Source organism: Roseomonas sp. TS2, from assembly GCF_058833935.1.
On the sequence record NZ_JCACVY010000124.1, the window covers coordinates 1 to 13,161 of the forward strand.

A 13,161-nucleotide genomic window follows, 5' to 3' on the forward strand; every position below is an offset into this window, starting at 1 on the left:
GGCGGGCCCAGCGCCGCCAGGATGGCTGGAACCTCGCCCGGCAGCATCCGGGCCAGGAAGCCCACCGGCCCCTGGTCCGCGGCGAGCCGCCGTCCCGCCTCGCCATGCACATAGACCCCCCACAGCGCCGCCTGCAGCGGCGTGGCGCCCCGCGCCAGAAGCCCGGCGAGGATGCCCGCCAGCGTGTCGCCCGAGCCCGAGGTGGCGAGGCCGACATTGCCGCGGTCGCATTCCCAGGCCTCGCCCTGCGGCGTGACGATCCGCGTGCATCCGCCCTTCATGACGACCACGGCCTGGAAGCGGGAGGCCGCCTCCCGCGCCGCGGCGAGCGGGTCCGCCAGCACCGCCGTACGGGGGATCTCCAGCAATTCCGCCATCTCCCCGTCATGCGGGGTGAGGATGGCGCGCCCGGCGTGCCGGCGCAGCGCGGGGCGGCAGCCGCGCAGCGCCGCCAGGGCACCGGCGTCCAGCACCAGCGCCGGGCCTTCCAGCGCCTCCAGGAGCTGGGCGGTCAGCGCCTCGCTCTCCGCGCCGGCCATCGTGCCCACGCCCAGCACCATCGCCCGGGCGCGGGCACCACGCTGCGCCAGCACCGGCGCCGCCGCCGCGGCGATGTGGCCCTGCTCCGTCTCGGCCAGGCCGATAACCCGCGCCTCCGGCACCGCCACCCCGACCGGCACCGCGATGGAGCGGCACACCGCCAGCTGCAGGCGCCCCGCCCCCGCTTGCAGGGCGGCCAGCCCCGCCAGCAGCACGGCGCCCGGCACCTCGACGCAGCCGCCCGCCACCAGCACGGCGCCGCGCGCATTCTTGTCGTCGCCCTTCTCATGCCGCGGCAGAGGCATCCGCCGCAGCAGCGCCTCGGTCACCGGTTCCGCCGCGCTCACCGGGGTGCCCCGCCATGCGGCTGTGCCGTCACCGGCGCAGCCTCCGTCTCCAGCGGGACGGTCCAGTTGTAGCGGTGCAGGCGCATGCCGCCGTCCTGGGCGTCGAAGACATATTCGGTCAGCCCGCAATTGGCGATGTCGCCCTCGCGGTCGATCGCCAGGATCTCCTCCTCGGTCAGGCCCTCGAGCAGGTAGCGCAGGCACAGCACCACCACCTGGTGCCCGACAATCAGCACGCGCTGGCCGCCATGCCGCAGGCAGAGGCTGTCGAGCGCGCTGCGCAGCCGGAGGATCACGTCGCACCAGCTCTCGCCGCCAGGCGGCCGGTGGTAGAACTTGCCGAGGATGCGGCGGAACTCGACCTGGTCCGGATGGCGCTGGGCGATGCCCTGCGTCGTCAGCCGGTCCAGCACGCCGAACTCCTTCTCGCGCAGCCGCTCATCGAGGATGAAGCCGCGGGACTGCAGGCCGGACGGACTCGCGGCGCGGATGAGCTCCGCCGTGTGGCGGGCGCGGCGGTAGGGCGAGGAGACAATGACCTCGGGCCGCTCTTCCGCCGGCTGCTCCGCGAACCAGCGGCCCAGCGCCTGTGCCTGCCGCTCCCCCACCGGGCTGAGCGGCACATCCACATCCCGCTCCGCGATGTCGATCATTGCCTGCCGCGCCGCCAGCGCCGCCGCGCGGGCCACATTCCCCGCGCTCTCCCCATGCCGGACGATCCAGAGCCGCAGGGGCCATTGTGGTTGCATGCTCGTTTCCGTCCCCCTCGCCTGCGCTGTGCCACAACCGGCCAGACCGCGCGGCGTTCCGCAGGGGGCGCGCCCATGGGAGGCACCCATGCAGGAGGCACCCATGCAGGAGGCACCCATGCAGGAGGCACCCATGCAAAAGGGCCCCGGAGTTTCCTCCGGAGCCCTCGAACATTGCCTGCGAAGCGTTCAACCGCCGCGCATGGAGCAGATCAGCCCGCGACGTTCCTCGCAGCGGAGATCCAGCTCACGGCGGCCGACGCAGCCATCAAACAATGAGACACTGGATCACCTCCTTTCTGTTGTTGCCAATAGGTTCCCATATGGGAAAGCGGCTGCCGGTCCGCAAGTCTCCGCCAGCAAATAGTGCCGGCGCCAGCAGGCGGATTTCGCCCTCCGCCGCCCTCACGGGCCGGGCACGGGCCGCGCCCGGCTCAGCGCCACCAGCTCCCCCAGCGAGGTGACGATGGTCTCCCCGGACGCATCCAGGCGCAGCTCCGCCAGCAGCGGGCTTGCCGCCTCCGCCTGCCACAGCCCCACGACGATGCGGGCCTGCGGGAATTGCCGCTGCAACCGGCGCAGGAGGTAGCGGATGCCATCGGCGGTGTTGCCGGCCTCCAGCACCGAGAGGCAGCAGAGCCAGGCCGCGCCGGCCTCGTCCGGCGCCGCCGCCTCGGCCGGCAGGGCGACCGCGCCCAGCCCCTCCGCCCCGAGCGCCCGCACCGCCATGGCCGCCGTCAGGTCGTCCAGCGGGCCGCGGCCGGCGGCGCAGACCACCTGCGCCGGGCCGGGCGCCGGCGCGGCCTCCAGCCCCTCCAGCAGGGCCGAGACCTCGCCCCGCACGTTCTCCATCCGCTCCGGCGAGAGCTCCTCGCGCGACCAGTCGCGGTCGGCCAGGGCCAGGGCGGGCAGCCCCACCGCGTCGAGATAGCCGCTCAGCGAGCCATGCGCGCGCAGTTCGCGCTGCGCCTGGCGGGACAGTTCGCGCGTGTCGCGCTGCAGGGCACGCTGGTAGAAGCTCTCATGAGCCTGCAAAGGCGGGCGGTCCCCCAGCATCACGTCGAGGAAGCCGAGGCTCGGCACATGCCGGCCGAGCACCACCAGACAGACGGTGAGCGGCGTGGCCAGCAGCAGGCCGATCGTCCCCCACAGGAAGGTCCAGAACGTGGCCGCCACGATGACCGCGACCGGCGAGAGGCCGGTGCTGTGGCCATAGACCGCGGGCTCCAGCACCTGCGCCATCAGCGGCTCGGCCACCAGGAAGAGCAGCAGCACCCACAGCGCCATCGACCAGCCCGGATCGACCGCGACCGCCAGCAGCAGGGGCGGCACCAGCGCGATGAAGGTGCCGATGAAGGGCACGAAGCGCATCAGCCCGGCCAGGATGCCCCAAAGCGCCGGGGCCGGAAGGCCGAGCAGCCACAGGATCAGCGCGATCGTCACGCCCATCAGGCTGTTCAGCGCCACCTGCGCCAGGAAGTAGCGCGACAGGCGCCGGGCCGCGTCGTCCAGCGCCAGGGTGGTGCGCTGCAGGTCGCTGCTGCCCGCCAGGCGGATCAGCCGGTCGCGCAGATCCTCGCGGTAGACCAGCACGAAGATGGCGAAGAGGAGGACGATGCCCGCCGTCGCCAGCGGCGCCAGCACCGGCCCGGCCAGGCTGCCGATGACGGCGAGCGGGCTGCCGCCCTCGGCGGCGGGCGCGGTGGTCACCGGCGGCGGCATCTCGGCGGCGCCCGGCGCGGCCCGGTCGGCGAGGCCGTCGCCCATCATCTGGCGCAGGTTGCGCAGCGCCGCGTCCGCCTCCTGCATCAGCTCGCCCAGCCGCAGCGATTGCAGCTTGGCCGCCATGGTCTGCTGGTAGGCGGGCAGGTCGGCCGTCAGCGAGCCGGCCTGGCGGCCCATCACCACGCCCAGGCCCAGGATCGCCGCCGCCGCCAGCAGCACCGCCGCCACCACGCCAAGGACCTGCGGCACCCGCAGCCGGTGCAGCACCACCACGACGGGCGCCAGCACGAAGGCCAGCAGCACCGCCAGCACGAGCGGCACGATCAGGTCCCGCCCCAGCGCCAGCACGGTGACGCTGAAGGCCGCTGCCAGCAGGCCGAAGATGGCCTGCAGCACGCGCAGCGTCTGCGCCTCCGGAGGGGCCTCCGGCCGCATGGCCGTGGCGTCGGCGGGGGAAGGGGGCGGCATTTCGGCCATGGCGACGTTCTCTTGGAGCGGGCTGCTGTAACGCCAGGCCATGGCAAAGGTTCAGCCCTCCCTTCAACCCGAGGCGCCGTGCGGCGTTATTCCCCGCCACCACCCGGATTCCGCCCTTGCCCAGCCTCGCCACGACGTCTTTCCTGCAACGCCAGGCTGAGCGCGCCCTGCCGCAGAACCCGCGCCCGGTTCTGATCGCCGCCTTCCTGCTTGTCCTGCTGGCGATCGGCGCCGGCGTGGCGCAATGGGCGCTCGCCGGCCGCGCCCGGGAGGCCAGCGCCGCCATCCACGCCCATGTGCTGCAGGCCGAGGCGCTGCTCTCCGCCGTGAAGGACGTGGAGACGGCGCAGCGGGGCTACTCGCTGACCGGCCAGGACGACTACCTCGCGCCCGACAGGGAGGCACGCCGTGCCATCGCGGCCCTGCTGCCGCAGCTGGAGGCCTCCGGGCTGCCGGCCGGGCGGCTGCGGCCGCTGGTGACGGCCAAGCTGGACTGGTCCGGCCAGGTGGTGGCGCTGCGCCGCGCCGGGAGCTCGGTGGAGGCGGCGCGTGCGGTCGAGACCGGGCAGGGCAAGGCGCTGATGGACGCGCTGCGCCAGGAGGTGGCGACGGCGCAGCAGGAAACGCGCGCCCTGGCCGCCCGGCAGGCCAGCACGGCGGCACGCCTCTCCGCCTGGCTGAGCGTGCTGATGCTGGCGGCGCTGCTGCTCTCGGGCCTGTCGCTCGGCCTCTACGCCATGGCACGGCGGCGGGCCGAGCAGCGTGCCACCGCCCTGCTGGACGGCGTGATGGAGCACGCGCCCATCGCGCTCGGCTTCCTCGACCGGCAGATGCGCCTGGCCCATGCCAACAAGGCGCTGACCATGCTGGGCGAGAAGGTGCTGGCCGACGGGCAATGGCCCGAGGCGGTGCGCGCGCAGCTGGCGCCGCGGCTGGAGGCGGTGCTGAAGAGCGGCCAGGCGCAGTCCGACATCGCCGTGACGGTGCCACCCCCCGCCCCGGGCGGCGGGCTGGAGCGGCAGCTCCAGATCAGCCTGTTCCCGCTGGGCCGGATGGCGGAGGGCATCGGCGTCGCGGCGATGGATGTCACCGCCCGGCGCCGGATGGAGGCGCGGCTGCGCCGCAGCGAGGCCAGGCTGCGGCTGATCGTGGATTCCGTGCCGCAGATGGCCTGGATGACCGACCCCGAAGGCGAGATCCAGTGGTACAACCGCCGCTGGTACGAATACACCGGCGGCACGCCGGAGACGATGAAGGGCTCCGGCTGGAGAAGCGTGCACCACCCGGACCACCTGGAGCGGGCGGCCGAGCATTTCCGCGCCGCGATCACGGCTGGCGAGGCGTGGGAGGACACCTTCCCGCTGCGCGGCGCCGACGGGCAGTACCGCTGGTTCCTCTCCCGCGCCCTGCCGCTGCGCGACGCGCCGGACGAGGAGGCGCCGGAAGGCCGGCTCATCGGCTGGTTCGGCACCAACACCGACATCACCGAGATGCGCGAGGCGGAGGAAGCCCTGGCCGCCGCCAAGGCGGCCGCCGAGGACGCCAACATGGCCAAGAGCCAGTTCATCGCCAATATGAGCCACGAGCTGCGCACCCCGCTCTCCGCCGTCATCGGCTATTCCGAGATGCTCGAGGAGGAGGCGGAGGAGCTGGAGGGGGCGGAGGCCTTCCGCGAGGACCTCGCCAAGATCAACGCCAATGCCCGCCACCTGCTCTCCCTGATCAACGACGTGCTGGACCTCTCGAAGATCGAGGCCGGCAAGATGGAGGTGCAGCCGGAGGATTTCGCCCCGCAGGCGCTGCTGGAGGAGGTGGTGGCCACCGTGGGCGCGCTGGTGGCCAAGAAGGACAACACGCTCGAGGTCGCCATCGACCCGGCGCTGCCGCCGATGCACTCCGACCCGGTGAAGCTGCGGCAATGCCTGTTCAACCTGCTCGGCAACGCCGCCAAGTTCACCGAGGGCGGGCGGATCACCCTCTCCGCCGCCCCCGACCCGGAGGAGCCCGGCTGGGTGGTGCTGAAAGTGGCCGATACCGGCATCGGCATGACCGCCGAGCAGCTGGAGCGCCTGTTCCAGCGCTTCAGCCAGGCCGACAGCACCACCACGCGCCGCTTCGGCGGCACCGGTCTGGGGCTGGCCATCACCAAGGCGTTCAGCGCCATGCTGGGCGGCCGCATCGGGGTGGAGAGCCAGCCGGGCCAGGGCACCACCTTCACGCTGCACCTGCCGGCGGATCTGCGCCTGGTACGGCCGGAGGCGGAGGATGCAGGGGTGCAGGCCGCCGAGGCGGTGCCGCAGCAGGATGCCCCCTCCCCCGCCGAGCGGCTGGGCGGCCTTGTGCTGGTGATCGACGACGACGCCGCCACGCGCGACCTGCTGGCCCGCTTCCTGACGCGCGAGGGCTTCGCGGTGCGTACCGCGCCGGACGGGCGGAGCGGCCTCCACCTGGCGCGCGAGATGCGCCCCGACGCCATCCTGCTGGACGTGATGATGCCGCGCCTCGATGGCTGGGGCGTGCTGTCGGCGCTGAAGGCCGAGCCAGACCTGGCCGCGATTCCCGTGGTGATGGTGACGGTGGTGCAGGAGCGCGGACTCGCCTTCTCGCTCGGCGCGGCCGACTACCTCAACAAGCCGGTGGAGTGGAGCCGGCTGAAGCATGTGCTGGAGCGCTACCGTGCGCAGCCCGCGCCCGGCCTGGCGCTGCTGTTGGACCCCGATGCCGAGCAGCGCGCCACGCTCCGCGCGCTGCTGGAGCGCGAGGGCTGGGCGGTGGAGGAGACGCCGGAGCCCGACGCGGCGCTGGCCCGCATGGAGCGCGGGCCGGCGCCCGACATGATGCTGGTCGAGGTGCAGGGCGGGGAGGACAGCGACGGCTTCGCGCTGATCCGCAAGCTGCGTTCGCGGCCGGAATGGGCCGCGCTGCCCATCATCGCCCTGACCGCCGCGCCGATGTCGGAGGAGGAGATGGCGCGGCTGCGCGGCAAGGTGCATGGCGTGATGCCGGCCGATGACGGCGTTCCGGAGGAGCTGCTGCGCGAGCTGCGGCAGATCGCCGCCACGGGTAGGAAAGGACACTGACGATGACGAAGATCCTGCTGGTCGAGGACCATGAGGAGCTGTGGGATTTCCTCTCCCGCCGCCTGCGCCGCCGCGGCTTCGATGTGGTGCTGGCGCATGACGGGCAGCAGGGCGTGGACATGGCGCAGGCCGAGCGGCCTGACATCATCCTGCTCGACATGAACCTGCCGGTGATGGATGGCTGGACCGCCGCACGCACCCTGCGCGGCATCGAGGGCACGGCGCGCATCCCGATCATCGCGCTGACCGCGCATGCCATGTCGGGCGACCGCAACAAGGTCATCGAGGCAGGCTGCGACGACTACCACCCCAAGCCGGTGGATTTCTCCCGCCTGCTGGGCCAGATCGACACCGCCCTGCTGCAGCGGGAGGAGGAGCCGCCGGCCTGAGGCCGGCGGGAAAGGCGGGGCGGGAGGAAGGCGGGGCGGCCGGCCGGCGCCCTAGCCGGGCGTCAGCCCCCATACCCAGGCGATCATCGGCACGCCGACCGCCAGCACGATCAGCGTCAGCGGCGCGCCCAGCCGGGCGTAGTCGCCGAAGCGGTAGCCGCCCGGCCCCATCACCAGCGTGTTGCACTGGTGGCCGATGGGGGTGAGGAAGTCGCAGGCGGCGCCGACGGCCACCGCCATCAGGAAGGCGTCCGGGCTGAGCCCCAGGCGCTGCGCCAGGCTGGCGGCGATCGGGCCCATCATCAGCACCGTGGCGGCGTTGTTCAGGAAGGGCGTGACGGCCATGGCGATGGCCATGATCAGACCCAGCGCACCGAGCGGCGGCAGCTGCCGCGTCGCGCTTTCCAGCCAGGCGGCGATCAGATCGGTGCCGCCGGTGCTGCGCACCGCCTCGCTCACCGGGATCAGCGCGCCGAGCAGGATCAGCACGGGCCATTCCACCGCGCCATAGGCCTCCTGGTGGCTCAGGCTTCGCAGCATCAGCAGCAGCACCGCGGCGCCGAAGAAGGCGATGGCGACAGGCACCACATGCAGCGCCACCAGCAGCATGGCGCCAAGCAGCACTAGTATGGGCACCCAGCTGCGCCGGCTGCGGCCGAGGGCGATGCTGCGCTCCGTCAGCGGCAGCACGCGCAGCGCGGGCAGCGCGCCGCTGATGGCGGGCGCCGCGCCCCGCAGCAGCAGCACGTCGCCGGCGCGCAGCCGCAGCCCGCCGAGGCGGCGGGCGATGCGCTGCCCGCTGCGGCTGACCGCCAGCAGGCCGATGCCGAAGCGCTCCGGCAGCCTCGCCCGCTCCGCCGTCTCCCCGGCGAGAGGGGATTCGGCGGTGACCACGCCCTCCGCCACATTGGCCTCGCCCTCGGTGTGTGCGGCCACCAGCCGCAGCCCCGCGCGGGCGATGACGCGCTCCAGATCCTCCGGGTCCCCCTCCAGCAGCAGCGTGTCGCCGGCGCGAAGCCTGCCCTCGGGCGTCGGCACGAAGCGGCGGAAGCGCTCGCGGATGATGATGGCGACGCCGACGCGCCCCGGCTCCATGGCCAGCAGCTCCGCCACGCCCCGGTCCACCAGCGGGGAGCCGGGCGGCACCTGCACCTCCGTGGTGTAGTCCTCCACCGCGGGGGCGGCCTCGGCGGTGCCGCGCCGGCCGGTGGGCAGCAGGCGCCAGCCGAAGGCCAGGAAGGCCATGCCCGCCAGCGCGATGCCGAGGCCCACCGGCGTGTAGTCGAACATGCCGAAGGGCTCGCCCGTCACCTCCGCCCGCACCCGCGCCACGATGATGTTGGGCGAGGTGCCGGTGAGGGTGATCAGCCCGCCGATCAGCGAGGCGAAGGCCATCGGCATCAGCAGGGCCGAGGGGCGGGTGCCGGTGCGCCGGGCCAGCTGCAGGGCGACCGGCATGAAGATGGCCAGCGCGCCGATATTCTTGGTGAAGATGGAGGTGACCAGCACCGCCCCCGCCAGCGCCGGCACCTGGGTCGAGGCATGGCCCAGATAGGGCAGCACCGGGCGCATCAGCGTCTCGATGGCGCCGGAGCGGGCGACGGCGGCGCTGACCAGCAGCGCGCAGGCGACGATCACCACCACATCGTCGGCGAAGCCCGCGAAGGCGCGGTCGATGGGGATGATGCCCACCAGCACGCCGGCCAGCAGGGCGAGCAGGGCCACCAGCTCGTAGGCGATGCGGCCCCAGAGGAACAGCCCCACCGTGGCGCCGAGGATGCCGAAGGCCAGGCCCTGGTCGAGCGTCACGGGCGGCCCTCGCGGCCGGGATGGGCGCGCGGGATGCGGAATGGCGGTGGCATGCGGGAATTCCTGTTTGGTCGCTTGGGTCGATCGCTCGGGTCGGTCGCTCGGGTCGGCTGCATGTGCCGGCCGCCCGGGCGCAACCGGCAGAAGCGCGGCGAGTTGCCAGGGAGGTTGCCCCTCGTGCCATCTCCCACCGCGCCCGTTGCAGGAACGCCGCTATCATGACGATCAGGACCCGGCGCCTACTGCAATGGCTCGGCCTCGCGGCGGATGGCCGCTCGGAGCTGATGGAGCGGCAGGCGCTGGAGCTGCCCGCCACCCTTTCCGCCGCGCCGGCGCCCGGGGCGATGCCGCCACGCCCGCTGCCCCCGCCGCCGCAGCTTCTGCTGCAGGAGCAGGTGGCCGCCAAGCTGCTGCACGGATGGCTGCAGAACCGCCATCAGACGCTGTTTCCGCTGGCCCTCAACGTGAACAACCTGCCACCGGCGCACCGGATGCTGCTCGTCCGCTGCATGCAGGCCACGGCCGCCATGACCGGCGCGCCCCCGCCCCTCGAGGCGCTGACGGCGATCGGCGGGGGCACGGCCGAGAAGGCGGCGCTGGACGAGGCGCTCCCTCCTTTGCCCCTGCTCCTGGAATCCGTCCAGCGGGAGGAGCTCGGCGCCCATGCCTATACCGCCGCGCTGCTCTCGGCCGCCGATGGCCCGGCCGGGCAGGCCTGGCTGGACTACCTCGCGGCGGCCTTCGCGCTGCCCGCCACGGTGACGGCCGACCTGCGGCGGCGCGGCCGACGGAGGCTCAGGCCGCGGACTCGGTGAGGCCGCGCAGCGCCTGTTGCAGGCGCGCATCCTCCACCAGCAGCCGCCGGGCGACATCGGCCAGTGTCACCCATCCCACCACCTTCCCCTGCGCATCCTGCACCGCCAGGCGGCGGAGGTTCTGTGCCGTCATCAGGTCCATGGCCTGACGCAGCGTGTCATTGGGGCGGCAGGCGATGGCGGGGCTGCTCATCACCTCCCGTACCCTGAGGCCCGCCGGGTCCCTGCCGGCCGCCACGACGCGGTAGAGGAGATCGCGGTCGGTCACCACGCCCCGCAGATCCTCGGCGCTCCCGACCGGCAGGGCACCGACGTCGAGCTCACCCATCAGCTCCGCCGCCTCCTGCGCCGTGGCCTCCGGTGCGATGAATTCGACCTCGGCACTCATGACTTCCGCGACGTCCATGCTGTTTCCCGCTGCTGAGGGATGATGTGACCGATGACGATGGGAGGGGAATCAGGGATGCCGGGATACCATCGGTCAGGGGCGGGGCCGGCCTCCCGCGGTTTTGGCCTCGTCAGCGCCCACGCCTCAGCAGCCGCCGCGAAGCGACCACCGCCGGAATCAGGAGGGCGGCGACCATGACGCCGCGCAGCAGCGCCGGGTTCACGGCGCTGACCCGTGGCTGCGCGACCGCCCCGAACCTGCCCTGCCCGGCGTGGCGCCCGGCAACGGGTGCGAACAGGTTGTCCGGCTGCCCGGGCGGACGAGCCTCGGGCGCCATCTGCCCATCATAGCCCTGCCGGGCCAGCAGCCGGTCCAGAATACCGGGCGCCAGCATGGTGCCGATGATGGCGCGGATGCCCGACCAGCCCACCCACACTTCGCGCGGGGCGGTTTCCGCCGCCCGGCACACGGCTTCCGCCACGGCATCGGGCTGGAAAATGGGCGGCACGGGCTGGGCCCGGCGCGGCATGTGGCTGCGCGCCCAGTCGAATTGCGGCGTGTTCACGGCCGGCAGCTGCACCATGGTCAGGCGGACGCGGCTTCCGTCGTGCCGCAATTCGCTGCGCAGCGCGTCGGTAAAGCCGCGAATGGCGAACTTCGCGCCACAATAGGCGGATTGCAGCGGAATGGCCCGGTAGGCGAGCGCGGAACCGACCTGCAGGATCGTGCCACGATCCTGCGCGCGCATCTGCCGGAGCGCCGCCATCGTCCCATGCACGTAGCCGAGATAGGTGACCTCCGTCACGCGGCGGAACTCATCGGGCGACAGGGCGGAGACCGGCCCGAAGACCGTGACCATGGCATTGTTCACCCAAAGCTCGATGCCGCCCAGCTCGCGCCCGAAACGCCCCGCCGCGTCGAAGACGGCGGAGGCATCGGCAACGTCGATGGCCGCCACACGAACCTGCGGCGCACCCGCCGCTTCCGCTTCATGGCGGACGGCCTCCAGCGCGCCGGCATCACGCGCGATCAGGCCCAGCTGCCAGCCGCGCCGGGCCAGGGCGTGGGCGACCGCCCGGCCAACACCTGCGGAAGCGCCTGTCACCACTGCGGTTCGTACCGGAATTTCGCCTGTTCTCACCGCCCCACCTCCGGCCCATAGAACATCCCGCCCCTCGCATGGTTTCGGGCAGGGCCGCGGCGCGCCCGTGGCGCGTGACCGTGCTTCAGGTCCGCTGGCGTAAGCGGGCGCTATCCGGCGCGGCGGGGCGCGCCGGATAGCGCCCCCCGCCCGGCGAGATTCTACTTCGTCCCGTACAGACGGTCCCCGGCATCGCCCAGGCCGGGGCGGATATAGGCGTGCTCGTCCAGCTCGCGGTCGATGGAGCAGGTGAAGACCGGCACGTCCGGATGGGCGCTGGTCACGACATCCACGCCCTGCGGCGCCGCCAGCAGGCAGGCGAAGCGGAGCTGCTCCGCCCCGGCCTGCTTCAGCCGCGCCAGCGCCGCGGCGGCGGAATGGCCGGTGGCCAGCATCGGGTCCACCACGATCACCAGCCGCTCGGAGACGTCGTCCGGCAGCTTCAGGTAGTACTCCACCGGCACCAGCGTCTCCGGGTCCCGGTACAGGCCGATATGGCCGACGCGGGCGGAGGGAACGAGGTCCAGCATCCCCTCCATCAGCCCGTCGCCGGCGCGCAGGATGGAGACGATGCAGAGCTTCTTGCCGGAGAGGATCGGCGCCTGCATCGGCTCCAGCGGCGTCTCGATGGCGGCGGTCTCCAGCGGCAGGTCGCGGGTCAGCTCATAGGCCATCAGCAGGCTTATCTCGCGCGCCAGGCGGCGGAACTCGCCGGTGGAGGTCGCCTTCTGCCGCATCAGGGTCAGCTTGTGTTGCACCAGCGGGTGCTGGATCACGGTCACGTCGCGGGGGCCGTTCGGCGCGTCGGTCATGGTCGGGCTTTCCGGGTCGGGCTTTCTGTCAGAACACGGTGCCATCGCTGGCGAGCGTCAGCGGCGGCCCGCCATCCGGCCGCATCGCGCGGGCGATGCGGCGGCCGGCGGCCCAGCTTCCCCCCTCCAGCACGCGGGCCAGCGGCAGGGCGGCGGCGTCGAGGCCGAGCCGCGCCCGCACCAGCTCCGCCAGCCGGTCGAGCAGCGCCACGGTCAGCGCCCGCCACTCGACGATGGCCGGATGGTCGGCGGGCAGGGTTTGCCGTGCCAGGGTGGGGTCGCGCAAGGCCAGCACGCCGAGATCGAGCAACAGCCCGCCATTGCGGTACTCTGGCAGGCCGGTCAGGGCGTCGAGGCCGGTGACGGGCAGCCCCGCCTCCTCCAGCACCTCGGCCAGCGAATAGCTCAGCCATTGCGAGAGCTTGTGGAAGGGCACCAGCCCCGCCGCCGGCCCCTCCGGCGCGGCCAGCGGGTGGCGCCAGACATCGCCCAGGTTCTCCCCCTCCAGCGAGAGCCGGGCCGGCCAGACCGGCGCCAGCCCCTCCAGCAGCGCGGCGAGGATGGCGGCGGCGGGCAGCCCTTGGGGCGTGGCCCGGGCGCGCAGATAGTCGAACAACCGGCCCGGCCGTGCCGGCGCGGCGCCGAACAGCGCCGGCGCCCGCAGCAGCGCGGAACCGAGGTTGCGCATCAGCGCGGCACGCCCCTCCAGCCCCTCCAGCGGGTTGCCCGGCCCGTGCTGGAAGGCGGCGCCCAGCCGCGCCGTGTCCAGCGCCAGCAGCGCCTCGGCATCCACGCGCAGCGGGTCGGCCGGGTCGCTGGAGAACAGGCCGGCGGCGAAGGCATGCAGGCTGGCCACGGCCAGCCCCTCGGAGCGGTTGGTGCGCGTGCC

General features: G+C 73.2%; 11 protein-coding genes. 3 read left to right on the top strand and 8 right to left on the bottom strand.

Annotated elements, in window-relative coordinates; genetic code table 11:
• The 3 genes from ACZJYS_RS17140 to ACZJYS_RS17150 all read right to left on the bottom strand — a co-directional run.
• Window positions 1-887: NAD(P)H-hydrate dehydratase (locus ACZJYS_RS17140; protein WP_493179713.1), on the bottom strand; the 887-nt coding region annotated here is incomplete at its 3' end.
• Window positions 884-1,636, bottom strand: a complete 753-nt coding sequence (locus ACZJYS_RS17145; protein WP_493179714.1) for a histidine phosphatase family protein — start codon at window positions 1,634-1,636, stop codon at window positions 884-886. The genes ACZJYS_RS17140 and ACZJYS_RS17145, both read right to left, overlap by 4 nt.
• Window positions 1,637-2,041: 405 nt before the next feature.
• Complete coding sequence (locus ACZJYS_RS17150; protein ID WP_493179715.1) at window positions 2,042-3,838, bottom strand: AI-2E family transporter; 1,797 nt, start codon at window positions 3,836-3,838, stop codon at window positions 2,042-2,044.
• A 116-nt stretch (window positions 3,839-3,954) separates the two neighbouring features.
• Between ACZJYS_RS17150 and ACZJYS_RS17155 the strand changes: the two genes are divergently transcribed.
• Window positions 3,955-6,918, top strand: coding sequence for a response regulator (locus ACZJYS_RS17155; protein WP_493179716.1), 2,964 nt, complete (start codon window positions 3,955-3,957; stop codon window positions 6,916-6,918).
• Between the two features lie 2 nt (window positions 6,919-6,920).
• The gene (locus tag ACZJYS_RS17160; RefSeq protein WP_109518077.1) at window positions 6,921-7,307 is read left to right on the top strand and encodes a response regulator; all 387 of its coding nucleotides are present in this window, start codon (window positions 6,921-6,923) and stop codon (window positions 7,305-7,307) included.
• A 51-nt stretch (window positions 7,308-7,358) separates the two neighbouring features.
• Here the strand turns inward: ACZJYS_RS17160 and ACZJYS_RS17165 are convergent, their stop codons facing one another.
• A complete protein-coding gene (locus tag ACZJYS_RS17165; RefSeq protein ID WP_379649613.1) occupies window positions 7,359-9,116 on the bottom strand; it encodes an SLC13 family permease in 1,758 nt (585 codons plus the stop codon).
• 218 nt (window positions 9,117-9,334) lie between these two features.
• On the opposite strand from ACZJYS_RS17165, the gene ACZJYS_RS17170 reads away from it, so the two are divergent.
• Window positions 9,335-9,931 carry a hypothetical protein gene (locus ACZJYS_RS17170; RefSeq protein WP_493179717.1) on the top strand — a complete coding sequence of 199 codons (597 nt, stop codon included), beginning with the start codon at window positions 9,335-9,337 and terminating at the stop codon, window positions 9,929-9,931.
• On the opposite strand, the gene ACZJYS_RS17175 is transcribed toward ACZJYS_RS17170, so the two are convergent.
• The 4 genes from ACZJYS_RS17175 to ACZJYS_RS17190 form a co-directional block, all read right to left on the bottom strand.
• Window positions 9,912-10,337 carry a CBS domain-containing protein gene (locus ACZJYS_RS17175; protein ID WP_245906499.1) on the bottom strand — a complete coding sequence of 142 codons (426 nt, stop codon included), beginning with the start codon at window positions 10,335-10,337 and terminating at the stop codon, window positions 9,912-9,914. The genes ACZJYS_RS17170 and ACZJYS_RS17175 overlap by 20 nt on opposite strands.
• A 112-nt stretch (window positions 10,338-10,449) precedes the next feature.
• Entirely contained in the window at window positions 10,450-11,460 is a 1,011-nt protein-coding gene (locus ACZJYS_RS17180) for an SDR family oxidoreductase (protein ID WP_493179718.1), read from the bottom strand.
• 161 nt (window positions 11,461-11,621) lie between these two features.
• Complete coding sequence (gene upp / locus ACZJYS_RS17185; RefSeq protein ID WP_379649611.1) at window positions 11,622-12,272, bottom strand: uracil phosphoribosyltransferase; 651 nt, start codon at window positions 12,270-12,272, stop codon at window positions 11,622-11,624.
• A gap of 28 nt (window positions 12,273-12,300) precedes the next feature.
• Window positions 12,301-13,161: DUF1688 family protein (locus ACZJYS_RS17190; protein ID WP_493179719.1), on the bottom strand; the 861-nt coding region annotated here is incomplete at its 5' end.

What these genes read in the sequence shown, in the direction of transcription:
- ACZJYS_RS17145 (WP_493179714.1), bottom strand. Translation starts at nt 1,636, where the DNA reads ATGCAACCACAATGGCCCCTGCGGCTCTGGATCGTCCGGCATGGGGAG.
- ACZJYS_RS17150 (WP_493179715.1), bottom strand. Translation starts at nt 3,838, where the DNA reads ATGGCCGAAATGCCGCCCCCTTCCCCCGCCGACGCCACGGCCATGCGG.
- ACZJYS_RS17160 (WP_109518077.1), top strand. Translation starts at nt 6,921, where the DNA reads ATGACGAAGATCCTGCTGGTCGAGGACCATGAGGAGCTGTGGGATTTC.
- ACZJYS_RS17170 (WP_493179717.1), top strand. Translation starts at nt 9,335, where the DNA reads ATGACGATCAGGACCCGGCGCCTACTGCAATGGCTCGGCCTCGCGGCG.
- ACZJYS_RS17175 (WP_245906499.1), bottom strand. Translation starts at nt 10,337, where the DNA reads ATGGACGTCGCGGAAGTCATGAGTGCCGAGGTCGAATTCATCGCACCG.
- upp (WP_379649611.1), bottom strand. Translation starts at nt 12,272, where the DNA reads ATGACCGACGCGCCGAACGGCCCCCGCGACGTGACCGTGATCCAGCAC.